This window comes from Saccharothrix longispora (assembly GCF_030852425.1).
In the GTDB taxonomy this organism is placed as follows: domain Bacteria; phylum Actinomycetota; class Actinomycetes; order Mycobacteriales; family Pseudonocardiaceae; genus Actinosynnema; species Actinosynnema longispora.
Window position 1 is genome coordinate 59,397 of sequence record NZ_NSDM01000018.1, and the last position, 24,503, is coordinate 83,899.

The following is a 24,503-nucleotide window of genomic DNA, read 5'->3' on the forward strand; positions in this document are numbered from 1 at the left end:
CGATGGAAGCCAGGAAGAAGACGACGACCACCACCACGAGGAAGAAAAAGCCCGTGGACAAGGGCAAGAAGCCCGCGCGGTCGGAGCTGGACACCACGACGGAGGACCCGCGCCTGGCCAAGCGCAAGCGCAAGAAGAAGGAAGTCCCGCCGGTGAACGTCGCCGAGGACCTCCGTGCCGCTCGGGAGCACTGGACGAGGAACGAGGCGAAGGACGCGGACCCGAAGGACCCCATGCTCAGGCAGATGTCGGGCGAGGGCGACCAGCGGGACCTCCTGTCGAAGGCAGTGCCGATGTCGCTCGTCGATCCGCCGATGCAGAACCCGATGCAGGAGGGCACCCAGCGCATGGTGGCGAGCGCGCGTGACCTCATGGACATCAAGACACTCCAGGAGATGCGGCCCGAGGTCTACGGCACGCTCACGCCCAACCAGGTCTGGTCGCTCGTCGCGGCGGAGCGCAAGGGCGAGTTGCAGCACGGGCGGGCCATGCACGACTCGGAGCTCCGACTGGTGGAGCTGAACAAGAAGTTCGGCACGGATTACGAGCCCGATGACCTCCCGGCCATCTTCAGGTCCCTGCGGGACCGGCGGCTGGCGTCCAACTTCTTCCTGTCCCTGCCGCCCGGCGGAAACCGGGACGGGGTCGCGGAAGGACCGTCGCTGCTCGACCACTTCATCGCCGACGCCGACGGCCTGTTCCGCAACGTCTGGGAGACCGGCACGTCACAGGCGTCCTCCAACCTCGCCACGCGCGGCGGCGTGGAGGAGCGGTTCGGGTACGCGTTCGCGCTGAAGCGCACGGAAGGTGTTCCGCTCACGTTCTTCGGCGGCGGCGACGGCAAGTTCGCCACCGCGCCGGTCGGTGCGCCGGTCGACGACGCCGACACGTCCCCGGCGGGGATGTACCTGCGCAAGCTGCAAGCGGAGTCCCCCAACTACCTGAAGCCCGGCGAGATGCCGAAGTACGCCGCCGCGGTCGGGGAGTCGCAGGTGTTCGGGGTCTCCGCGCGGTACGGCTCGTCGGTCGTGTACTGGAAACCGGACATCGACTGGCGCACCACCCGGACCCCGGGCGACAGCTGGAGCAGCGAGTACCTCCAGTCCGCGTTGTCGTTCGTCAGCGCCAACTACCCGGAGTCGGTCTTCGCGTACACCGACATCTCGGTCGCCCGCCTCGCCGCGGCCGAGGCCACCGGCTTCAAGCGCGACCGGGAGCTGGCCGAGAAGATCGAGGAGACCGGCGGGAACCTCAGCGCGTACATCGAGACCCAGATCCACGGCGACCTGTCCTGGAAGGACGTCGACAAGGTCGTGCTGAACTACGGGACGTACGGCGGGATCAAGGGCAACATGGTGATCACCTACGAGGACGTCGAGAAGGACGCGGAGAAGCTGAGGCGGTTCGCCAAGGCGAACGGGTACGGCTTCACCGTGGAGATGGGCCGGAAGTACGTGCACTCGGACGAGAACGCGGAGAAGTGACGTCCCGGCAGAGGACTCGCGGGAAGCCCGAGCACGGGTTGCACCGCGACCTCTCCTGAGCCCACGCCGATTGCCGCCCGGTCGCCGTGCACCCGCCGGTCGCGGCGGGTCGCGGTGTATCCGCCGACCGCGGAGGCTTGCCGTGCACCCGCCGGCTGCGGCCGGTTGCCGTGCACGCCGACCCGGCCGGGCCGGTGGTGCCGATCCCGCGCGACGCGGCAGCGGATGCTCAGGGCTAGGTCCGATACCGGTGACTTAGAGCTCCCAACAGAATGATCTTGCTTATACCTCGATCTTGTCGGGTGGAGTGTTGTCCGGCGGGAGGTTGGTGTGGCCCGGCGTCGACCGTGGGAGGTCGAGGACGAGTTGTGGGAGCGGATCGAGCCGTTGTCGCCGGTGGTGTCGCGCAGGCCCCGCAATCCCGGGCGGAAGCGGTTGCCTGATCGGCAGGTGCTGTGCGGGATCCTGTTCGTGCTGCACACCGGCATCCAGTGGGAGTTCCTGCCGCGGGAGCTGGGCTTCGGTTCGGGCATGACCTGTTGGCGCCGGTTGGCCGAGTGGAACGAGGCCGGTGTGTGGCGGCGGCTGCACGAACTGCTGTTGGCGGAGTTGCACTCCGCCGGCGCGCTGGACTGGGACCGGGCGGTGGTCGACTCCTCGCACGTCCGTGCGACCGGACGCGGCCCAAAGCGGGCCGAGTCCGGTCGACCGCGCCCGACCGGGCTCCAAGCACCATCTCCTGACCGAGGGCGGCGGCATCCCGCTCGCCGTGCTGCTCACCGGTGGCAACCGCAACGACGTCATCGGCTTGGAGCCGCTGCTGGACGCGGTGCCCAGCGTGGGCGGCCGACGAGGGCGTCCCCGCCGACGCCCGAAGACCGTCTACGCCGACCGTGCTCACGACCACGACAAGTACCGCAGGTGCCTGCGTGCCAGAGGGATCGCCACCCGGATCGCCCGCTGCGGCGAGCCCCACGGCTCCGGCCTGGGCGTGGTCCGCTGGGTCGTGGAACGCACGATCGCCTGGTACCACGGCATGAAACGCCCACGCATCCGCTGGGAACGCCGCGACGACATCCACGAAGCCTTCCTCGGCCTCGCCACCTGCATCATCTGCTACCGACACGTCCGGCGATTCTGTTAGTAGCCGTAAGCGGGCTCCGAGCACCACCTGATCACCGACGGCGGCGGTGTACTCCTGGCGGTGACGCTGACCGGTGTCAACCGCAACGACGTCACCCAGCTGCTGCCGCTGCTCGACGCCGTCCCGCCGGTACGCGGGCGACGCGGCCGACCCCGACGCAGACCCGACCGGGTCTGCGCCGACCAGGTCTACGCCGACCGGGGCTACGACCACGACACCCACCGGAGCAGGTCCGCGCCAGGGGTGTCCGGCGGTTCATCGCCCGCCGCAGTGTCGAGCACGGCTCCGGACTGGGCGTTCACCGATGGGTGGTCGAGCAGACGCTGGCGCTGCTGCACCGGTTCCGCAGCCTGCGCATCCGCTGAGGTCTGCTCGGCGTGCGGCCCTTCGATGCCCAGGACCGGCCGGGCGGCGCGGTACCGGAGCGCAGCCCGCACTCGTCGACCCATGCGATCGCCGCACCCCTCGGCCCTCGCCCTGGCCTCGATCGCCGGGTACTCCTCATCCAGCCACGCCCGCACCACGGCGGACTGCTGTTCATGGGCCCGTCGCGCCGGGCGCTGCGGAGCGAAGCCGTCGACGCAGCCACAACCCCACGCCTGCTCGGTCATGTCGACCCCGACGACCAGCCGGATCAGCTCCACCACCGCCGGGCGGGTCCACAACGGCCCGCCGATCAGCAACTCCTCGGGCGTGTAGTCGGACATCGCCGCGAACAACGTGCCCCGATCCTCCGCGCTGATCAGCTCGGCGGGACCGGGACGTCCCCTGCGAGTCGCCAGGCCGTCACGACCGTTCCGTCGGTAAGCCCGCCACCAGGTGCCCGCCGAACGTTCGGAGACCCCGAACACCTCCGCCGCCTGCCGGTAACCCTCGACCTTCCCGGCCTCCAACGCGGCCACCACCCGCAACCGCAGCACCTCACGCACCGCAGGCGACAACCGGTGCGCACCCCGACTTCGATCGCGAGTGATCAACGCACAGGAAGGTGATCACTCTCGACTCAATAAAGACCTGCGACGATGACTTTCGAGCGGCACATGCCCGCCGACCGCACTCTGAACCTCGACCTCGGTGATCTATTCACCGGCGATTGATCGCTTTCGACCCGGTGCTGCCCAATGGTCAATCTTCCGGCGGGACTTGTTCACCCGGTCGGGTGGCTGCGCCTGTGGATGGGCTGCGATAATTTGGAGCCGGTGCTGTCGGACGACGTTCTGAGGTGGTAAGAGTGGCGTCCGAGGAGACCAGGGCCGCGCGGAGCCGAGTCGCCGAACGATTTATCGGACGACCCGGTGTGACGGGTGTCGGTATTGGCGCCAAGGTTGTGAACGGGCAGCCCACCGGTCAGGTCGCGGTGACCGTGTTCGTGCAGGAGAAACTGCCGGCGGCGGAGTTGTCCGCCGAGGAGGTGATTCCCGCCGATGTCGACGGTGTGGCGACCGATGTGGTGGTGCTGCGGGACTTCCAGCTCGTCGACGAGCCGTTGGGTGCCGTGTACAAGGACGAGAACGTCGACGAGGGCAGGCACCGGCCGATCGAGGGCGGGATCGCGCTGAAAGGTGCCGTGAACGGCGCGGGAGCCGGCAGTATCGGCTGCATTCTGCTCCACAAGGAAGATCCGGCGAAGGTGTACGCACTCACCTGCCACCACGTGATCGCCCACGTAGCAGAAGAGAAGCTGGACCGGTTCGGGCTCGAGGTCACCGGTAGGAAGATCCTCGCGGAGCCGGTCAAAGGCGTGACCAAGGTGGGGCAACCGGATCTGGAGACCCGTTCTACCTGTTGCAAGGGGATCTTCGGTACCCACGCGGACGGCGAAGAGGTCCCGGAATGGGATGCCGCTGTGGTCGAGTTGGACCCGGGAATCGAGTACCGCAACGACATCCGCGGGTTGAGCGTGCCGGGGGAGGACTCGGTCGCGGTCGCCGGGGAGGCGCCCATGCCGACCGAGGCGCAGCTGGCCGATCACAGTTACCTGGTGCGCAAGCGCGGCATGCGGACCGGTCTCACCGGAGGCCGCATCGTCGCCGCGCATTGTGACATCGTCTTCGCCCGCAGGGCCGACGAGTCGCCGGAGAGTCCGGAACGGTTCAGCGCCAAGGACGTCGTCATCGTCGCACCGCACCCGAACCCCCAGGTGCCGGCCGGTGAGCACCCGCACTTCCTGCTCGGGGGTGACTCCGGCTCGGTGACGGTCGACACGGCGAACCGGGTTCTCGGGTTGAACTTCATGCGTTGCAGTGGTGGTTCCATCCGCCCGCCCGATCCGAACCTGCCGGTCGACACCTACTTCGGGGTGATCTTCCCGCTCTGCACCATCCTGAAGAGGTTCGATGACCGCGGGCTGAAGCTCAAGCTCGGCACCGCGGCACAACCGGGGCAGACGCACACGGTTCCCGGGCGGCCCACCGTCGCGAGCCAGATCGACGAGGAACGGATCACGGTAGTGGTACCGGAACCGGCGGAGGAAGTCCCGGCCGTGACATCCGCGCCGGCGAACGCGGACCAGCTCGCCGCGGACCTGGCCCGATCCGCACGGGGGCGGGAGCTGTTGGACTTCTGGCGAGCGCACTCGCGTGAACTGCGGCGCCTCGTCAACTCGGACAGAAGGGTGGCTGCCGCGTGGCACCGCAGCGGAGCCTCCGCCGTCTACCAGGTTCTGTTGCGCGGACTGGAGACGGACACCCTCCGCATTCCCTCCACGGTGGACGGCAAGCCGCTGGACGTGTGCCTCGACAAGCTCCTCGCGGCGCTGCGCCTGTCCGCGAGCGAGGAGTTGCGTGCGGACCTCGACCGGATGCGTGAGCTCCTGCCGGACCTCGCGGGGCTCACCCGCTCGCAGATCATCGCCGCGTTGAGCGGCGTGCCGGCGACGTCCCGGCACTGAGCCAGAAGGGTGTCGCCGCATGCGATCCGAGTCCACACTGCTGCCGACCGCCGACCCGCCGAAGTTCCCTCGGCCCACCCCGCCAGGCGAGCCGACCGGCAAACCGGCCCCGCCGCCCGCCGACGAGATGCAGGAGTCCGAGTCGGTGCTGATCGGCGGCGGACCGATCTCCAGCCAGGTGGATTCGACGTTCATCGGCACGCTCACCACCTTCGTGCAGGACGTTTCCGCGCCTGGCGTCCTGTACGCGCTGACCTGCCTGCACGTGCTCGGCAAGGTGGAGGTCACCCTCGACGCGTCGGGACAGCCCGTGAGCGACCGGGTGATCGCGCTGCCGACGCGCAACGTGACCAGGGTGGGACAGGTGAACGCGGACGGCTCCTGCTCAGGTTGCTCCAACGACACGTTCGGCACCTACGCGGGCGGTGAGCTGGTGAACCGCGACTGGCGCGACGTGGCGCTGGTCCGGCTCGACCCCGGTAGGACGTTCTACGGTGAGGCCAAGGAACTCGGGGTGGTCAACGGGATCGCGCCGCGCCCGACCGCCACCGAAATCACCGACAAAAGCTACCTGGTGCGCAAGTACGGGCACGCCACCGGCTGTACCGGCGGCAGGGTCGTGAAGGCGCAGAAGGTCGTGTCGGGGCAACCGGCCCAGTACCTGGTCGTGCCGCATCCGAGGACCGGGATCCCCTACCCCCAGGTCCACTTCGGCGTCCGAGGTGACTCCGGTGGCCCTGTGCTCACACCAAGCGGTTTCCTGCTCGGCTACGTCACGGGCACCGCCGTCGTCAACGCCGGCGAGTTCGAGCCGACGGCGACGGGCACGGTGAACGTCACCTTCGTGACCTCCATCGAGGCGATACTCCACCACCTCGCCGCACTCGCGCCGCCGCTGGCCGTCAAGCTCGTCGACCCGAGGCCGGCAGGCGAGGTCCGCACCGTGCCGCCCGCCCCGGCCACGACCGCACTGCTCGACGACGACGTGGTCACCATCAGCATGCCGCCGTCCCCGCCACCCCGGCCGGCCGGCGCTCCCGTGCTGGGGGACCGGTTGCGGGAGGACCTGTCGACCTCGGCGTTCGGCAGGGAGGTGCTCGGCCTGTGGCAGCGGCACTCGGCCGAGCTGACCGCGCTGGTCAACTACGACCGTCGGGTGCTGGTGACCTGGCACCGCAGTGGGGCGTCCGCGGTGTTCCAGCGACTGGCCAGGACACGCGGGCTCGCCGAAGCGGCACTGCCCAGCACCGTGAACGGCGCGCCGCTGCGGGACTGCGTCGACCGGATGTACAGCGTGCTGTCCGACCGGGGTGGTCCGGAGCTACGCGCCTCGCTCGACCAGGTGCGCGCGCGGTTGCCGGAGCTGGCCGGGCTGACCTATCCACGGATCCTCGCCGCGTTCGACGCGGTGCACGACTGAGCGAGGCAGGCATGGCCGACACAGCGGGCACCGTCGAGCAGATCGCGCTCGACCTGGCCAGAGCGCTCACCGGGCTGGGCAACCGCATCGCCGGGGACCGGCTGCTCGACCTGCTGGCCGAGCTCGGCACCGCCTTCCCGCCCGCGTTGCTGACCAAACCGCAGATCGTCGCGGCACAACAGTCCATCGGCCACACCAGCGCGACGGTGAGCAGCGCGGCGCAGTCGCTCCTCGGTGCGGTCGGCGCGGGTGAGGCGGACGAGATCGTCGCCAAGGGCGCCGCACTGCTGACCGCGTGCGGACGCACCGCTGAGGCGTACCTGGAGTTGGCCAACGCGCTGCAGGCCGTCGGGCCCACACTGCCGGGGATCACCCCGACGCAGGTGGCCGACCTCGTCGCCGGCTTCCCGCGCAAGCTGCTCGACCTGGCACTGCTGGGGCTCGTCGATCCCGGCCGGCGGCTCACCCGGGTGCTCGCGTTGTTCGGGCTCGCGGAGGTCCAGACCGTCGACGCCGACCCCGCCAACCCCAGCACGGTCGACCACCAGCGGGTCACCCTGCGCCTCGACCGGCTGCCCGGCTTCCTGCTCAACCCGGTCGACCAGCTCCGACAGCGCTACGGCTGGGGTGAAGCCGGCTTCGACGGTGAGCTGCTCCTGAAGGCCCTGCACGCGTTGCTCGTCTCCCTGCGCCTACCGGCCCTGTACCGACCCGCCGCCGAAGGGCAGCCCGCCGCGTTGGAGGCGTGGGCGTTCGACATCACGCTGGGGGAGGGCGGACTCGAGCTCCGCGTCGTCATGCCGGTCGGGGCGATGGTCACCCGCACGGTCACGGTGTCGCCGGAGTGGGAGGTCGAGCTCGACGCCGAGGGCGTGCTGCCGCCCGGCGCGGCGGGCCGGCTGCGCCCTCCGTTCGAGCTCGACATCCCGGGCGAGGAGACGGAGCTGCGCGGCTCGGTCGAGCTCCGTTACACGGCACCGAACCGGTTCCTCGTGCTCGGCACCGCGGGCGGCAGCCGCATCGAGGTGGGCGAGGTCGGCATCCGGGCCGGGCTCGCCCTGGTCTACGCGGACGGCTCGGTGACCGGCGAGCCGACCGTGGCCGGCGACGTGCGGGGCGGCAAGCTGGTGATCGACGCGTCGAACGGGGACGGTTTCCTCACGACCCTGCTGGGCGGCGGTCGCCTCGAGACGGACTTCGAGGTCGGGTTCTCGTTCTCGCCGGAGGACGGGCTGAACTTCCACGGCGGCGCCGGCCTGACCATCCAGCTCCCCCTGCACGTGCGGCTCGGCCCGATCGACCTGCGTGCCATCCGGATCGCGGCGAACCCGAGCGGCTCCGGCGTACCGATCGAGCTGTCGGCCACGATCGGTGCCGAGCTCGGACCGATCAGGGCGGTGGTCGAACGGCTCGGGCTGGTGGCCGAGCTCCGCTTCCCGGAGGGCGGCGGCAACCTCGGGCCGGTCGACCTCGCGTTCGCGTTCAAACCACCCGACGGGGTGGGGCTGTCGCTGGACGCCGGCATCGTCTCCGGCGGCGGCTACCTGTACGCCGACCCGGAGCACGGCGAGTACGCGGGCGCGCTGGAGCTGGAGTTCGCCGGTGTCGTCGAGGTCAAGGCCATCGGGTTGATCACGACCCGGATGCCGGACGGCAGCAGCGGGTTCTCCCTGTTGATCGTGCTCTCCGCGGAGTTCGGCGGCGGTGGCGTCCAGCTCGGGTTCGGGTTCACGCTGCTCGGCGTCGGCGGCATTCTCGGGCTGAACCGCAGGATGAACCTCGACGCGCTGGTGGAGGGCGTCGTCACCGGCTCGATCCAGTCGGTGATGTTCCCGAAGGACGTGGTGGCCAACGCACCGCGGATCATCAGCGACCTGCGGAAGTTCTTCCCACCGCAGGACGACACCTTCCTCGTCGGTCCCATGGCGAAGATCGGCTGGGGCACGCCGACGCTGATCAGCGTGTCGCTCGGGGTGATCGTCGAGATCCCGCCGGGCAACATCGCGATCCTCGGGCTGCTCGAGTGCGTCCTGCCGAGCAAGGACGTCCCGCTGGTCGTGCTGAAGGTCAGCTTCATCGGCGCGCTGGAGGTCGACAAGTCGCGGCTGTGGTTCTTCGCGAGGATGTTCGACTCGCGGATCCTCGCCATGACCATCGACGGCGGGCTGGGCCTGCTCGTCGCCTGGGGCGACAACCCCGACTTCGTGCTGTCGATCGGCGGGTTCCACCCCGCGTTCAGCCCGCCGCCGCTGCCGTTCCCGGCGCCACCCCGGATCACCGTCGACATCCTCAACGGGCCGGGACAGCTGATCCGGGTGTCCGGCTACCTCGCCGTCACCAGCAATACCGTCCAGTTCGGCGCGGAGGCGGAGATGCGGCTGGGCTTCGGCGACTTCGGGATCGAGGGTCATCTCAGCTTCGACGCCTTGTTCCGGTTTTCCCCGTTCTCGTTCGTCATCCAGATCTCCGCCGGTGTCTCGCTGAAGGCGTTCGGCGTCGGCCTGTTCAGCATCGACCTCGACTTCACCCTCGAAGGGCCCGCGCCGTGGCGGGCACACGGCCGTGGCTCGATCTCCCTGCTGTTCTTCGAGATCTCGGCCGACTTCGACATCACGTGGGGCGAGGAGCGCACCACCACGCTGCCGCCGGTCGTGGTGCTCGCGCTGCTGGAGGGCGAGGTCCGCAAGACCGAGGGCTGGCAGACCCGGCTGCCGGCAGGCGGGACCAACCCGCTCGTCACGCTCCGGCAGTTGCCCCCCGGCGACGATCTCGTGCTGCACCCGCTCGGCTCGCTGTTCATCCACCAGCGCGCCATCCCGCTCGGCGTCCGGATCGACCGGGTCGGCGGGCAACGTCCCAGCGACGGCAGGCGGTTCACGGTCGAGCCGGCGCAGAACAGCGGATTCGTGCGGCAGTCCGTCATCGGCGACAAGTTCGCGATGGCCCAGTTCCAGGACATGGACGACGCGGCGAAGCTGTCCCGCCCCGCCTACGAGACCCAGGACGCCGGCCTGGAACTGGTCGCGGCGGGCGGCGCGATCGCCTCGCCGAGGGTCGTGCGCCGCAGCGCCCGCTACGAGATGTCCGTCATCGACAACGAAGCGCCGTCGGTGGGGGGTGCGGTGATGCGTGTCCGGACGGGGAACGGCCGGAGGAGGGGAAAGTTGTACAGCCCGCCGTCCGCGGTGTTCGGGCAACTGCTGACCGGCAACAGCACGGCACGGTCACCACTGTCCCGGCAGGAGGCCCGGCAGCGGCAGCCGTTCCCCGTCGAGCAGACCGTGAGGGTCACCGGCGACCGGTACGTCGTCGCGTACCTGCGCAACAACCACCAGGCGTTCCCGCCGGCCACCGCGGGCGCCACGACGTCGAGCTTCCGCAGCGCCGCGACCGCCGCCGACGCCATGGCCGACTGGATCCGCCTCGACCCGGCCCTGGCCGGGCAGCTGCACGTGCTGCCGCAGGCCGAGGTGCGCGGCGGGGTGCTCGCCGGGTCGGGCGTCTGGTCGGCGGCCGGTTCACCACCGGTCGCCGTGTCCGGTGCGGACGCGGTCCGGCTGGGGAACGGCCAGGTGCTCGTCGCGGGTGGCGCCGACGCCACCGGATCGGCCGTGGCCACCTCGGCGCTGTTCGACCCGGTCGCCCGCACCTGGGCGCGCCAGACCGCGTCGCTGGCGACGGCCAGGCAGCAGCACACCACGACGAAGCTGGTCGACGGCCGGGTCGTCGCCGCCGGCGGGCTCGGCGCGACCGGCGGACCGGTCGTCACGGCTCTCGACGCGAGCGACACGCCACTGGCCTCGGTCGAGGTGTTCGACCCGGCGACCGGCACGTGGACCACCCCGCAGGGCGGGCTCGCGACAGCCCGGTCCGGGCACTCGGCCACGGTCGTCGCCAAACGCCTGCTCGTCGCGGGCGGCACGGGCGCGCGAGGCGTCGCGCTCGCGTCGGCCGAGCTGCTCGACCCGGCGACCCTGACCTGGGCCGCGGTCGGGCCCATGACCGACGCACGGACCGGGCACGCGGCCGTGTTCCTGCCGAGCACGGGCAAGGTCCTCGTCGTCGGTGGTGCCGTGCCGACCGGCGATGGCGAACGGGCACTCGCCTCCTGCGAGTTGTACGACCCCGACGCGAAGACGTGGACCCCGACCGGCAGCCTCGCCGTCCCTCGCAAGGGTCACCGGGCGACCCTCCTGCCGAACGGGAAGGTGCTGGTCACCGGCGGCGACGCGATCCCCGCCGTCCCGTACCGGGTCGAGAGCCTCACCTCGGCCGAGGTGTACGACCCGCAGACCGGCGCGTGGACGCCGGTGGCCGACCTGCCGGGCGGAGGCCGCAGCGGGCACCGGTGCGTCCCGACATCCCGGGGTGCCGTCGTCATCGGCGGCGTCGGTCGGCCCCGCGCCACCGCCGGGTTCCGGGAGGTCGTTGCTTTCGACCCCGCCACCGGCTCCTGGACCGGGACCGGCGCACTGGCCACCGGCCGCTGGGACTTCCCGGCCGTGGACCTCGCGGACGGCCGCGTCCTCGTCGTCGGTGGCCGGGCGCTGTCCGGACCCGCCGCACCAGGCCCAGCCCAGCTCGCCACCACGGCCGAGACCTACCTGCCATGACCCCCAGCCGGAAGGAACTCCGATGACCACCGGCATCCTCGCCGAGACCTGGTCGGCCGCGGACGACTACGTCATCGCCGCCTGCTGGCGTGGCCAGCACGACGCCCCGGTGGTGTTGTCCGGCGACACGAAGCTCCTGGTCGCCGGCGGCGCGGACGCCACCGGCGCGAGCCTGCGGCAGAGCGCGCTGTTCGACTTCGCGGCCGGCGAGTGGTCGGCCGCCGTCCTGCTCGGCACCGCCAGGCAGCTGCACGCGTCGACCCTCCTGCCGGACGGCAAGGTGCTCGCCACCGGAGGGGTCGGGCCGGGTGGCGCGCCACTGGCCACGGCCGAGATCTACGACCCGGTGGCCGACGAGTGGGCCCCGGTCGCGAACGGCATGGCGGTGGCTCGCTTCGGGCACAGCGCGACCACGCTGTCGAACGGGCTCGTGCTCGTCGCGGGCGGCAGCGGGCTGCGTGCGGGCGGCGGGGTGCTGGCACTGCGTTCCTCGGAGCTCTTCGACCCCGCCACCGGGATGTGGCAGCCGGTCGGGAAGGATATGGCCGACGCCCGCACCGGACACACCGCGGTCGCCATGGACGCCGGCAAGAAGGTGCTGGTCTGCGGCGGCAGCGTGCCACTCGGTGCCGGCCACGACGCCGACCTGGCCTTCTGCGAGCTGTACGACACGGTCGCCGGGACCTGGCAGCCGACCGCGACCATGCGCCACCCCCGCAGCGGCCACAGCGCGACCGCGCTGACCCCCACGACCGTGCTCGTCGCCGGCGGGCGCGCACCGGGGGCGAGCGGTGACGGCTTCGACCCGTTCGCCCGCGCCACCGCCGAGGTGTACAACCTCAACGGCGAGAAGTGGACCGATACCGCCGCCATGCCGGCGGGGCGCGCCTTCCACCGCGCGGTGCCCTTCGGGCCGGACAAAGCGCTCGTGATCGGCGGCGCCGACCACCCCGACAACGAGACCGGCTACCGCGGCGTCCTCCAGTACGCGAGCGGCACGTGGACCCCGTTCGCCGGGCTCGCCGAGGGCCGGTGGGCGTTCGCGGCTGCGGCGTCCGGAACGAAGGTGCTCGTCGCCGGCGGCATCACCCGCACCGGGCTGGCCGCCGCGACGGGGCCCGTCGAGCTCACCGCGACCGCGGAACGGAGCGAAACGTGAGCGGCTCCTACTCCTTCCTGCCCTGGCTGCGGACTGGGCTCACGACCAGGATCACCGGCGAGCCGGGCATCGGGCGGGCCGGCATCCCGGTCCAGCTGGAGCTGTCGGGCGACGCGTTGGAGGCAGGCGACCCGGTACCGCACCGGCTCATCGAGCAGCCGGTGCAGCTCTACGGCCCCGGCGACGTCATCGGGATCGACCGGCGGGCCATCTCGCGGATGGAGCCACCGCCGTTCGCCACCAACTTCGAGCCGAACTACCTGGCGCACGTCGAGTTCTACGAAGAGGACTTCGCGTGGCGCTACAGCCCCGCCGCGCCGAACGCCGCGACGAAACGGCTCACCCCGTGGCTGGCGCTGATCGTGCTCTCGGCCGGTGGCGAGTCCGGCGACCCGGAGTTCGAGGACGGCTCGGGTGACGGGCCGTTGCCGTTCATCACGGTCACGGCGCCAGGAGCGTTGCCACCACCGGGAGAGCTGGGTGCGTGGGCCCACGTCCACGTCAACGGCGTGTTGCACCAGGACCCCCAGGTCGACGACGCCACCGACATGGGCACGGTGCTGTCCAACCTCACGAAGGTGCTCCGTGACGCACCGGACAGCGCCTGCTCCCGGCTCCTGTGCCCCCGCCACCTCGAGCCGACCACGACCTACCACGCGTTCCTGGTGCCCGCGTTCGAGACCGGCCGGCGCGCCGGGCTCGGCATGGAGCCGGGGCAGCTCCCGGCGGCGACCCCGAGCTGGGGTGTGCCGGACATGCCGGCGTCCGGCCGGCTCCCGCACTACCACCGCTGGCAGTTCACCACGAGCGCGGCAGGAGACTTCGAGTACCTGGCCCGGCTGCTGAAACCCGTCGAAGCCAAGGAACCCGTCGGACTGCGGGACGTGGACGCGCACCAGGTGCCCGGCTTCGGCCTTCCGGAGCTCACCACACCGACCGAACCGAGCGGCGTGCTCCGGCTCGGCGGCGCGCTGCAGCTGCCCGACTCGGACGCGGTCATCGACGACTACGAGAACTGGGACAACTACCACGGGCCACAGGACCCGCCCGGCCCACCCGGTCCGCCCGACCCGCCGCGCCCGCCCTACCCGAACCAGTGGCAGCGCGCGCTCGCCGGGTTGATCAACCTCGCCGAGGCCTACCGGCACGCGCCGGCGGTCACCGCGAACACCACGTTGTCGGCGCGGATCACGGACCTGGCCGGTCAGGTCGACCCGGTGATCACGCCCCCGCTGTACGGGCGGTGGCACGCGCTCACCCCCACCCTGCTCACGGAGCCGGACGGGTCGCCGAAGTCGGACGAGGAGGTGCGCAACTGGGTGCACCGGCTCAACCTCGACCCCCGGCACCGGGTCGCCGCGCACTTCGGCACCAAGGTGGTCCAGGCGCGGCAGGAGGAGCTGATGGACGCCGCCTGGCAGCAGCTCGGCGAGGCACGGCGGGCGAACGCCTGGATCAGGGCCGCGCAGCTGGCCAGGGAGGTCGGCAACATCCTGCACGGCAAGCACATCAAATCCCGGAGCGGCGTGGCCCAACCCGCCGCCCGGACCGCGGCCGAGCCGCTGCCGTCCGGCAGGGCGCTGACGCTCACCGCACCCGCCCACCCCACCGTCCTCGACCATCCGGACGCGACACTGGTGGCGGCCGAACCGGAAGAGGTGCTGGCCGTCGGGTTCAAGGTGGCGCAGAGCCGGGTCGCGAGGGCGCCGGTGTCACCGACCATGCGCCGCATCACCCGGCCTGGTGGCCGGCTGATGCGGACACTGGGCACGTCGCTGGACACCCTCCTCGCCCGCATCGACGCCGAGGAGGTCGCCGCGGCACCCTCGCCGGAGGAGGCGCCACCCGGCCTCGTCACCGCGTCCCGGCTGGGCGGCCGGGTGTCGTTCCGGGTAACGGCGGCGGCGAGCCGACCTGAGCTGGGGGTCGCGACCACCACCAGCGCCGTGCTGACCGGCCTCGCGGCCGACCGGACGGTCATGAAGAAGATCGTCACGGCGGTGAACCTGCCCGCCCGGCTCGCGCCGCAGGCCGGCGAGCTGACCGAGGTGATGGCCTACCCGAGGTTCGACACACCGATGTACACCGAGTTGCTCAAGATGGGGACGGACACCTTCGTGCCCAACCTCGGGCTGCTCCCGCCGAACTCGGTGACCCTGCTGGAGAACAACCGCCGCTTCATCGAGTCCTACCTCGTCGGCCTCAACCACGAGATGGCACGCGAACTGCTGTGGCGGGAGTACCCGACCGACCAGCGCGGCACGCCGTTCCGGCAGTTCTGGGACCCGCGCCCGGCGCTGCCCCGGCCCAAGGAGACGGCCGCGGCCCGGCGTGAGCGGCTCTACGACATCCCACCCGTCCACGACTGGGGGAGGAAAGCGCTCCTGGGCCACAACCCCAACCCGAAACCGGAACCGGGGGACCCGCCGCCGAAGAACGACCTCGTGCTGGTGATCCGAGGCGAGCTGCTGCGGAAGTACCCGACCGCGGCGGTCTACGCGCACAAGGCCGCGTGGCCGGACGCGCCCGGCCAACCCGGCGTTCCCGACATGAGCGGTGAGCGGACGCCGGCGCCGCTGCCGGAGAACGTCGACCCGCCGCCGGAACTGATCCGGCTGCCGATCTACGAGGCCAAGGTCGAGCCGGACATCTACCTGCTCGGCTTCGACCTGGACGCCGACGAGGCCCGGGGCGGGAACGGCGATCTCGGCTGGTTCTTCGTGCTGGAGGAACGGCCGGGTGACCCGAGGTTCGGGCTCGACGAGGACCAGCCGGGTGAGCAGACGGAGGTCGAGGTGTGGAACGACCTCTCCTGGGGCAAGGTCGATCCGGCCCCGGGGCACGGCTTCATCCGGTTCGACGGGGGCGTCACCGTCGGACTCGACGACTTCAACGGCGACGAGGACGACCCGGAGAAGGCACTGCAACGCGAAGACGACGAGCAGATCCCGCAGTGGCACCCGAACGTCAGCGCCGCGGACGTCGCCTACATCCTCTTCCAGGCCCCCGTGCTGGTGGCCATGCACGCACAGGAGATGCTGCCGGATGCCCCCACTCAGCCTTGACTTCCCGGTGCTGCTGGGGCCGGTCCGGGTCGAGACCCGCTTCACGCAGACCGAGCTGCTGGTCCGGGTGTTCCCCGACGAGTGGTCGGTCAACAAGCTCGAACCACGCCCGACCAGGGCGGAGCTCACCGCGCTCGACGCGTACTGGGTCGCGTTGTGGGCCTCCGGTGGCTCGCCGGTCGGCGAGCAGGCCGCCTGGCACGAGCTGATCGCCCGCATCCCGGCCGGGCGTGCCGGTTGGCTGCTCCAGACCCACACACCGGTCAACCCCGGCGAGCGCCCGCTCGACGTGCCGGCCGGCACGATGGTGCTCGTCGTCGTGAGCCGGCAGGCACTTCCCGAGGGTGACCGGCAGGCCGCGACCAAGTACTGGACGGCAGTGTGGCGTGCACACGGTGACCAGACGAAACTGCGCCAAGCCGAGATCACGTTGCTCGCCGACGTCGGGGCGACGAAGGCGACCGCGATCAAAGCCCGCCGACCGTCCGGTGTGGACAACGCACCCGCGACACCCGGCGACGCCGTGGTGGTGGCGCACCTCGTGCTGCCGGCGCCGGCCGCGAACCAGATCGCGCCGGAGTCCTGGACCGTGGCGGCCACCGCGACACTGCTGCCCGACCGGTTCACCGTGTTCGGGTACGTCGGCAACACCCTCGTGTTCTCGAAAACCGGAGGAGCCGTGCGCCAGGGCCTCGCGGTGAGCCCGAACCCGGCCGAGCCCGCCGCGACCCAACTGCGGATCGACGAGACCACCGGCGCACTGTTCGTGCCACCCGCGCTGCGCTGGCTGACCGACTTCGACGAGGCCGTCATCGCCGGTATGGGCATGCGGATCCCACTGCAGGACGGTTTCCGCGACGGCGTCGACCGGCTGGTCGTGCTCGGGCTCCGCGAGCAGGCGACACCGACGCAGACCGCGACCGCGTTCGGCACCCTGCTCGCCGACCAGCTGCACAGCGCCACCGGGCTCAGCTTCCTGCCGCAGGGCACGCCGACGAACAACTCCGAGGAACGGTCCGCCGGCCAGGACCCGAGGACCGAGGCGGAAGCCGGGCTGTCGACGGTGGCGGGGTTCGCCGCCGCGGCGGTCGACTGGACCACCAAGACCGACGGGGAGTGGTTCGCCGAGCTGCTCGGCCTCGACCCCGCCGTGCTGTCCGGGGTACCGAACGCGGACGGCCTCGACCGGCGGGACGCGCGGGCCGCGCACACGGCCCTGTGGCCGGCGACCTGGGGCTACTTCCTGCCGGCACTGCTCGACGGCGTGCTCACCGGTGAACAGCTCGCGCAGACCCGGGAGTTCTTCCTCGCCCACGTGTCCGGCCGGGGACCGCTGCCCGCCGTGAAGATCGGTCGCCAGCCGTACGGGATCCTGCCGACGACCGTGTTCTCCCGGCTCGCTTGGCCGGCGTCGGCAACGCACCGGATCGCGCTGAACGCCGTGCTGAAGGACGTGGCGCAGGACTGGCACATCGCGCTCGAACACGTCGTCAGCCTCGGCAACCCCGGCGAGGACCTGCACCAGACACTGCTCGACATCCTCGCGCTGCACCCGACGTCGGCCGAGTACCGGATCCGCTTCGCGCAGGGGGTGGCGGAGCTCGCCGAGCAGGAGGCCACCACACCCGTCCGCGAGCTGCTCGCCAGGCTCGGCCGGCCGGACGTCACGCCGGAGCTGCTCCAGCAGGTGTTCGCGGACGGGGCCGAACCACTGACCCTGCCGGTGGTCGACGACCGGCCGTTGTCCGAGACGGCCCTCGTCCGGCCCTACACCACCGATAACCGCGACTACCTGACCTGGCTCGTCGAGAGCGACCCCGACACCATCCTGAACGAGCTGGGCTTCGCCGACGACCAGCCGCCGTCGGCGCTGCTGTACCTGCTCGCCCGGCACGCGGTCCTGTCCTCCGCGAATGGAACGGTACCGGCGGACCTGGCCCAGGCACTCACGATCCTGTCCACGCTGCCCACCGGGAAGCTGGAGCGGGTGTTCGCGGAGCACCTCGACTGCGCCACCTACCGCCTTGACGCGTGGCGGCTCGGGCTGGTCAACGAGCGGCTGGCCGAGCTGCGGCACGGCCAGGACGGGACCGCGACGCCGGTCCGCGGCCTGCACCTGGGTGCCTACGGCTGGCTCGAACACGTCACCAGGAACACCGACCCGGTGGACATGGTAGACGTGCCGTCCGACCTCACGGGGCTGTTCGGCGCCGCCAAGCTCCCGCGCGACAGGAACAACGGCGGGTACGTCCACACCCCCTCGCCCGCGCACGCCCGCACCGCCGCGGTACTGCGTGCCGGTTACCTCGCCAACGCCGACGAGTCGACACCGAACGCGTTCGCGGTCAACCTCAGCTCCGAACGCGTCCGGCTCGCCATGACCATCGGTGACGGCATGCGCCAGGGCCAGTCGCTCGGCGCGTTGCTCGGCTACCGCTTCGAACGCGGGCTGCACGACCGCGCCATCGGGCTGGACGAGTACATCGCGGGCCTGCGCCTGAAGTTCCCGTTGCGCGCCAACAAGATCCCCGAGACGAAGCTGGAGCCGGACGACCCGGCGGCGCCGAAGACCGTCGAGCAGGTCGAGGCACGCAACGTGATCGACGGACTTGCCCTGCTGCGCCGCGCGAACGCGCTGCGGGACGACGCACCGCCGGACGTGGAGCACCCGGACGACTACCCGTTCGGCTTCACCGACCTGAAAAAGGCCGACGCCGCCACGGTCGGCCACATCCGGGCGGAGGTGAACGCACTGCGCAACACACTGGACGCGGTGGCGGACGTGGCCGTCGCGGAAGGCACCCACCAGGCACTGCAGGGCAACACCGAGCGCGCGTCCTCGGCACTCGACGCGTACGCCAAGGAAGGGCTCCCACCCGCACCGTCGGTGATCGAGACACCCCGCAGCGGGACCACCCTCACCCACCGGTTGGCCCTGCAACTCACGCCGAACCTCGATCCGGACCACGGCGCACCGCTGCTCGGCCACAACAAGCCCAGGGCACAGGCCGAGCCGTCGGTCAACGACTGGCTGCCCACGGTGCTGCCGAAACCGCAGGACGTCGCGGCACGGGTGACTTGGCTCGACGAGGACGGCGTCGAACACAGCCACGTCGTCACCCAGGCCGACGCCGGCCTGGCGCCGATCGACCTGCTGTGGGCGTTGCGCCCGGCGGACCAAGCCGCGATGACCGACCTCGACGACCGGATCATCGGCGTGGTCGTCGACGAGGCGGACCCTCGACCGGACATCGAGCTCCACATCGACTACACGAGCAGGGTCAAGGGCAAGGTCACCTTCTTCGAGGTCTCCCCGCTGGTCGCGGCCGTGCGCACGCTGCTGACGACGTCCCGGCCGCTGCGCCAGAGCGACCTCGTGCCCGCCGCCGGGCCCACGTCGGTGGACCGTGCCGCGGATGACGCGATAGTCCTGTCGAAGAAGCGTCCGGTCGCCGTGCTGGCGTCCATGACCGGCCTGATCGAGGTCGTGGCCCAGTACGTCGAGGAGCTCGGCGAGCTGTACCCGGAAGGTGCGCCGCCCGCGCTGTCCACGGTGGTGGACAAGATCGACGACTTCCTGACCGGGTACGCGAACCTCGCGGTGAGCGCGAGCGGGTTCGGCCTGGTGCGCAGCGGCTGGGGTGAGCTCACGCTGTGGCGGCACGGGGTGTTCGCCGACCTCCTGGAAGCGGTCGCCGTGCTGGCCACCAGGATGGCCGACGCGCTCGCCGAGGCGAACGTGCTGATCGAGCAGGAGGACGACCTGCCACAAAACCCGGTCGAGCCCCGGTTCCAGCTGCTGGAGAAGGCGGAGCGGCTGCTCACCACCAAACCGGGGCCACGCACCGACAACGTGCTGCAGATGCGCAGCCGAGTACGCAGCCTCCGCAACACCTTCACCAACGAGGTCAACGGGCTCAACCAGGTGGCGGGCACCAACCGGACGACGTTGAGCGGCCTGTTCGAGCTCGTCGCGAACCGGCTGCCGCCCGCCGACTTCGACCCGCAGGGCCTCGACCTGACCCCGTTCCGGGACCGCGTGGTGACCTTCGGCGCGGACCTGCTGGCACGGGCGAACAAGCTGGCGGAGGAGCTGACCGCGCGGCGCATCGCCGCGAACGCGGCACTGCAGCTCTACGACACGGCGCCGCCCGGCCCCGACCGGGTCCGCGCCGGCACCGACGCGCTGAAGGCACTGCTCGGCGAGGACGTCTTGTCGGTGCCCGAGTTCACCCCGCCCGGCCCGGTCATCGACCAGTGGCGCAAGGCGCGCGACGACAGCGAGGACCTGGTCGGGCACCTCGAGTCCACCCGGGACTTCCCGGTCGACGACTGGCTGCACGGAATGGCACGGGTGCGGGAGAAGCCGAGGTTGTGGGAGCAGGTCGTGGTGCTCTCCGACGCGCTGCTCGGTCCGGGCGGGCTGCTCGGCGTCGGCCTGCCCAACCGGAAGGACCCGGAACTGTCGCCGATCCAGCTGCCCTACGTCGAGGGCGACCACTGGCTCGGCATGGAGTTCGCCAACGATCCCGCGCTGCCCGACCAGCTCGACCAGGACCGGCTGCTGTTCACCGCGCACTACGCGGCCGGGCTGGGCCACGAGCGGCAATGCGGGCTGCTGCTGGACGAGTGGACCGAGGTGATCCCCGCCGAACGGGAGACCACCGGTGTCGCCGTGCACCACAACGGACCCGACGCCGAGCCACCGCAGGCGATGTTGCTGGTCGTGCCGCCAGATCGGGTGCCCGGCGGGCAGTGGGCGACCGCCGACCTCGTCGACGCGGTCACCGAGACGTTCGAGATGGCGAAGACCCGCGCGGTCGAGCCGGCACACCTCGGTGCGACGGCGTTCGCGCACCTCCTGCCGGCGACCGTGCTGTCGGGTCCCCAGAACACCCGGAGGGCCGGCCGATGACCGAACCCACGTGGACGCGGCTGGAAGGCAGGCCCCGCACCACCGACTTCGACCGCGCCCTGCGCGTCGAGGTCAGGGATCCGCTCTGGCTGCTCACCCGGCAGTGGCAGCTCGGCGAGTTCCTCGGCACCGACGGTGGCTCTCCGGTGGCTGTGACGTACTCGGCCGGGCACGCGCGGCCCAGCCGGTTCCGGCCGCCCGACGGCCCGCCGGAGGACCTGCCGGCCGACCGCCCACTGGAGACGGTGGCGGAACGGCGACGGCTGTCGTTCGCCCACGGCACCGAGAAGATCGGGTTCGACCTGCGGCTCGCGATGGGTCACCGCTGGTTCAAGATGCTCCGCAAGATCGGGTTGCTCGGCCTCGGTCACCGGTTCGAGGAGCAGTACGCCGAGAAGTACCCGATCACGCTGCCGACGGCCACCGACGTCACGCGACGCGCCAACCCTGCCGTCTGGGCGACCATACAGGCCGTCGCGGGACGCCGCGCCGACGGGTACGAGCTGTACCTGCACGTGAAGGGCGGCGGCAACGCCGACGACGGCATCACCACGTTCACGCAGTCCAACCGCACGAAGCTCATCAACGCGGGCAAGCGGTTCGTCACGTGGTTCGACCTGCTGATCGACCAGCCGACCGGTGTCACTCCCGCCCGCCCGGACGGGAACGCCACCTGGGACCCGAGACGCCTCGAACACCGGTTCTCGGTCGCCGCCGCGAAGCCGGACGGGGGCGAGAAGACCCTGACCGCGCGGGAGTACCCCGGCGGCACGCTCGACTGGCACGCGTTCTCCGCAGACCCCGGCCCGGCACTGGGCGGGGTGAAACCGCCGGAGCCGGCACTGTCCAGGACGGTGTTCCCCGCACCGGTGCGGTATTCCGGTATGCCGCTGCCGCGCTGGTGGGCGCTGGAGGACGGGAAGACCAACTTCTCGGCCGTCCGCCCGGACAGCACTGATCTCGCCCGGCTGGTCTTCCTGGAGTTCGCACTGGTGTTCAGCAACGATTGGTACCAGGTGCCGTGCGATCTGCCGGCCGGCACCATCGCCCGGATCCGAGGCCTGGTGGTCACCGACGTGTTCGGCCACAAGCAGTGGGTCGACCCGGCCGGGAAGGGCTACGACGAGGACTGGCAACGCTGGTCGATGTTCACCCTGGACACCATCGGCAGCGACGACGTGCCGGCGGACACCGACCTGTTCCTCCCACCGAGCGTGCCGAAGGTCGCTGTCAGCGCTCCGCTCGAGGAGGTCCTGCTGATGCGCGACGAGAACGCGAACCTGGTTTGGGGCATCGAACAGACCGTCTGCCTGCCCACCGGCGAGCCGCACCGGGGCGCCGAGGCGGCTGCCGATGCGGTGGCCTACCGTCGCCGGCAGGCCCCGCCACCTCCACCGCCCACCGACCTCCCTCGCGCCGCGCTCTCGTACGCGGTGATGAACACCATCCCGGAACATTGGATCCCGTTCATCGCGGTGCGCGTCCCCGACGACAACCGGGAGGTCCAGCTCCAACGCGCGGCCATGCCCAGTGCCGTCGACGGCCAGCCGGTCCGCCCGAGAACCACGTTGCTGCGCGAAGGTTTCGACCGCGGCGAGCAGTACTTCATCAACGAGGAGGAGGTGTCGCAGGCCGGGACCCGCCTGTCCGTGTCCTACAACAGGACCCGCTGGAGCGACGGTCGCGTCGCGGTGTGGCTGACGGCCCACCGGGGCGAGGGCCGCGGCCAGGGTTCGAGCGGTCTCCTGTTCGACCTCCTCATCGACACCCCCCTCTGACCGGTCAGGCCCGGAGCTGCACGTGAGCACTGCCGGTCCGACAGGACCCGTTCTCTTCGCCCAGCGGCGAAGACGGACGATCGGCGGGAGACAGACCTCGCCGACGCCCTGCGCCTGGTCCTGGACGCGACCCGCAGTCGACCCGGTCGGCCGGTCTTCGGTGTCGCGCGCATGCCGACGTAGACGCAGCCGGTGCCGTCGGTGAGGGCCGAGAACACGACCGGCTCCAGTCGTCGCTGAAGGCGCCGTCGGCGCGGCCGGCGAACACCGCCTGCGACACCGGGACCAGATCCGATGATCCTCACACCGTTTGGCGGAGCTGGGTACTGGAGTTCAGGCTACTGGAGCGATCCTGGGGGTCGGAGTTCGTACTCGATCGGTGTGCATTCCGAGGGCGGTGTGGCGTCGCAGCCAACTGGGGTTGTCCCTGTGCCTGCCGATAACCTCATCCATGCAGGTAGAGGACGTACGCAGCCCAAGGGGAGTCGAGCGTTCGCGGGCACGGCTGCCATCCGCTGTAACGTCGATCAGCACGGCATGATGACCGGCTGTGCTGCTCCGACCGGCCTACCTCGGCGTGACCAACGCCTTCGCGCTGCTGCGCCTGCTGCCCATGAGCGACCGGAACAAGGCCGTGGAGATCCTGGTGCTGCGGCACCAGACCATGGTCCTGGAACGCCAACTCGGAGACGCCCGTCCACGGTTCTCCCCCGGCGACCGGGCGTTCCTCGCGGCACTGCTGCACCGACCCCCGGTCGCCACGCTTCGTCGGCTCCGCCTACTGGTACGTCCGGACACGGTGCCGCGCCGGCACCGGACCTCCTCGCACGACGCCACGCAGCCAGATCCCGACCCAAACGGCCCGGCCGCCCACGGACCATCCGCTCGATCCGACTCCTGGTGCTACGCCTGGCGCGGGAGAACCCCGCCTGGGGCCACCGCCGCATTCACGGAGAACTCCTCACACTCGGCATCACAGTCGCAGCATCCACCGTCTGGCAAATTCTTAAAGACGTCGAGATCGACCCGGCACCCGAACGCACCACTACGACCTGGTCGGCCTTCCTCCGCTCCCAGGCCGACGCGCTCCTGGCCTGGGACTTCTTCGAGACCGCCACCCTGAGCGGCATCCGCCTGCACGTACTCGCGGCCATCGAACACGCCAGTCGCCGGGTCCACGTGCTCGGCGTCACCGCACACCCGACCGCCTGCTGGGTCGCCCAAGCCGCCAGGAACCTCGTTATGGACCTCGAAGACGCGGGCATCCGGGTCGTCCTCAGCGGCGTCCGCATCCCGCGCATGAACGCGATCATGGAACGCTGGATCCGCAGCTGCCGCCGCGAACTCCTCGACCGCACACTCATATGGAACCAGCGCCACCTGCTGCGCGCCCTGCGCGAGTACGAGCGCTTCTACAACACCCACCGACCCCACCAAGCATCGCCAACGCCCGACCGCTACAACCACTGCCACAACCAGCGGCCGACCAAGCAGTTGTCACCCACCTCGACGTCCGCAGACGGCAACGACTGGGAGGCATCCTCAACGAGTACCACCACGCAGCCTGACCTGCACGGACGACATTCTCGGCACGCACAGGGTCGGCACCGGCAGGCCGGGTTCCATGTCACCCTCCGCGCCACCCGTTCGCGGAACGCATCCCGAGCCGGGAGAGCTGAGTACCCGCCGCAGGGCCAGCGCGGCCGTGACCGCGGTCCACAGGTCGTGGAACGAGCTGGACGCCGCCCACTGCTCCTGCCCTCGCACCGGCAGACACCCCACGAGCACCGACCATCAAGTAGGGTCGAAGCAGGGTCGGGAAACACAAAGCCCCACGAGACTCCCAGATGACCTGGAAATATCTCGCGGGGCAAATTGTGTGTCCGAGAGGTTTGCCCGAACGCGCATCCGTGGAGAATTTCCCACTCGCCTTGAAGGGGAGTGGCTCATAAGTCCAGCTTGGTAGGGGTCTGGGACTCCTGTGCAAGAGTGGGGAATTCCCCGCGCAACTTTCATGCAGTGAAATCTGGGGCCA

The 24,503-nt window shown here is 70.8% G+C and carries 10 protein-coding genes and 2 pseudogenes; 11 read left to right on the forward strand and 1 reads right to left on the reverse strand.

Annotation, left to right across the window (positions count from 1 at the left end; all coding sequences use genetic code 11):
* Positions 1-2 precede the first annotated feature (2 nt).
* The 3 genes and pseudogenes from CKY47_RS31860 to CKY47_RS31870 all read left to right on the forward strand — a co-directional run.
* Positions 3-1,484 (forward strand): DUF3626 domain-containing protein, encoded by a 1,482-nt coding sequence (locus CKY47_RS31860; protein ID WP_306750048.1) that lies wholly within the window; start codon positions 3-5, stop codon positions 1,482-1,484.
* Positions 1,485-1,814: 330 nt separating this feature from the next.
* A protein-coding gene (locus tag CKY47_RS31865; RefSeq protein ID WP_306750049.1) for an IS5 family transposase occupies positions 1,815-2,628 on the forward strand; the annotation gives its coding sequence in 2 pieces (ribosomal slippage) (positions 1,815-2,158 and positions 2,157-2,628; 816 coding nt in all).
* Positions 2,629-2,640: 12 nt separating this feature from the next.
* Positions 2,641-2,990, forward strand: a pseudogene (locus tag CKY47_RS31870) (transposase); the annotation flags it as partial.
* Positions 2,991-3,395: 405 nt separating this feature from the next.
* On the opposite strand, the pseudogene CKY47_RS37100 reads toward CKY47_RS31870, so the two are convergent.
* Positions 3,396-3,557, reverse strand: a pseudogene (locus CKY47_RS37100) (helix-turn-helix domain-containing protein); the annotation flags it as partial.
* A gap of 302 nt (positions 3,558-3,859) precedes the next feature.
* Between CKY47_RS37100 and CKY47_RS31875 the strand changes: the two are divergent.
* From CKY47_RS31875 to CKY47_RS31910, 8 genes are all read left to right on the forward strand, one after another.
* A complete protein-coding gene (locus CKY47_RS31875) occupies positions 3,860-5,518 on the forward strand; it encodes a hypothetical protein (RefSeq protein ID WP_306750050.1) in 1,659 nt (552 codons plus the stop codon).
* Between the two features lie 19 nt (positions 5,519-5,537).
* Positions 5,538-6,938 (forward strand): hypothetical protein, encoded by a 1,401-nt coding sequence (locus CKY47_RS31880; protein WP_306750051.1) that lies wholly within the window; start codon positions 5,538-5,540, stop codon positions 6,936-6,938.
* An 11-nt stretch (positions 6,939-6,949) separates the two neighbouring features.
* Entirely contained in the window at positions 6,950-11,551 is a 4,602-nt protein-coding gene (locus CKY47_RS31885) for a DUF6603 domain-containing protein (RefSeq protein ID WP_306750052.1), read from the forward strand.
* Positions 11,552-11,573: 22 nt separating this feature from the next.
* Complete coding sequence (locus tag CKY47_RS31890; RefSeq protein WP_306750053.1) at positions 11,574-12,710, forward strand: Kelch repeat-containing protein; 1,137 nt, start codon at positions 11,574-11,576, stop codon at positions 12,708-12,710.
* On the forward strand, positions 12,707-15,775 hold the full coding sequence (locus tag CKY47_RS31895) for a hypothetical protein (protein ID WP_306750054.1): 3,069 nt from the start codon (positions 12,707-12,709) through the stop codon (positions 15,773-15,775). The genes CKY47_RS31890 and CKY47_RS31895 overlap by 4 nt, the downstream gene beginning before the upstream one ends.
* Positions 15,756-20,690, forward strand: coding sequence for a hypothetical protein (locus CKY47_RS31900; RefSeq protein ID WP_306750055.1), 4,935 nt, complete (start codon positions 15,756-15,758; stop codon positions 20,688-20,690). Before CKY47_RS31895 ends, CKY47_RS31900 begins: the two co-directional genes overlap by 20 nt.
* Positions 20,687-22,468 carry a hypothetical protein gene (locus CKY47_RS31905; protein ID WP_306750056.1) on the forward strand — a complete coding sequence of 594 codons (1,782 nt, stop codon included), beginning with the start codon at positions 20,687-20,689 and terminating at the stop codon, positions 22,466-22,468. The genes CKY47_RS31900 and CKY47_RS31905 overlap by 4 nt, the downstream gene beginning before the upstream one ends.
* A 900-nt stretch (positions 22,469-23,368) precedes the next feature.
* Entirely contained in the window at positions 23,369-24,319 is a 951-nt protein-coding gene (locus CKY47_RS31910) for an integrase core domain-containing protein (protein ID WP_306750057.1), read from the forward strand.
* Positions 24,320-24,503: the final 184 nt, after the last annotated feature.

What these genes read in the sequence shown, in the direction of transcription:
- CKY47_RS31860 (WP_306750048.1), top strand. Translation starts at nt 3, where the DNA reads ATGGAAGCCAGGAAGAAGACGACGACCACCACCACGAGGAAGAAAAAG.
- CKY47_RS31880 (WP_306750051.1), top strand. Translation starts at nt 5,538, where the DNA reads ATGCGATCCGAGTCCACACTGCTGCCGACCGCCGACCCGCCGAAGTTC.
- CKY47_RS31885 (WP_306750052.1), top strand. Translation starts at nt 6,950, where the DNA reads ATGGCCGACACAGCGGGCACCGTCGAGCAGATCGCGCTCGACCTGGCC.
- CKY47_RS31890 (WP_306750053.1), top strand. Translation starts at nt 11,574, where the DNA reads ATGACCACCGGCATCCTCGCCGAGACCTGGTCGGCCGCGGACGACTAC.
- CKY47_RS31900 (WP_306750055.1), top strand. Translation starts at nt 15,756, where the DNA reads ATGCCCCCACTCAGCCTTGACTTCCCGGTGCTGCTGGGGCCGGTCCGG.
- CKY47_RS31905 (WP_306750056.1), top strand. Translation starts at nt 20,687, where the DNA reads ATGACCGAACCCACGTGGACGCGGCTGGAAGGCAGGCCCCGCACCACC.